General features: G+C 45.6%; 1 protein-coding gene. It reads left to right on the forward strand.

Going from position 1 to position 603, the window contains the following annotated elements; genetic code table 11:
• On the forward strand, positions 1–603 hold a 603-nt coding region (locus R7Q46_RS28370), incomplete at both ends, for a uroporphyrinogen-III C-methyltransferase (protein ID WP_318078469.1).

Below are 603 nucleotides of genomic sequence, written 5' to 3' on the forward strand. Positions count from 1 at the left end.
GCTCAGCTACAAAACCAACTAGAAAAAGCGCAAGCTTCGATGAAGCAAGAGCTAAACCAAGTTAAAGAAGAAACCATCGAAAAAGCGACCACAGTAACGCACAAAGCAGAAGTGGTGCTTGGTCAACAACAAAAGAGCATTGAAAGTTTACAACTCGCCGTCGCAGATGTGAAAGGCCGACGTCCAAACGACTGGCTATTGGCAGAGGCCGATTACCTTGTGAAGTTGGCTGGTCGTAAACTGTTCTTAGAGCATGACGTAGAAAGCGCAACTCAACTAATGGAAAGCGCAGACCAACGTATTGCCGCGCTAAACGATCCAAGCTTAGTTAAACTACGTAAAGCGATGGCAAACGACATTACCAAACTGCGCACTGTCCCATTGATTGACCGTGACGGTCTTGTTCTGCGTTTAACCGCTCTACAGCAGCAAGTAGATAAGTTGCCTCTAGCAAATGCACTACTGCCGGAAGCCCAAGTCGTTGCTCAACATGAAGTATCAGAAGACATTTCAAACTGGCAAGATAATTTGATGACCTCTCTGAAAGACTTCTCTGAGAACTTTATTACTTTCCGTACTCGCGATGGCAACGTCATCCCATTA

Source organism: Vibrio sp. 811, from assembly GCF_033339195.1.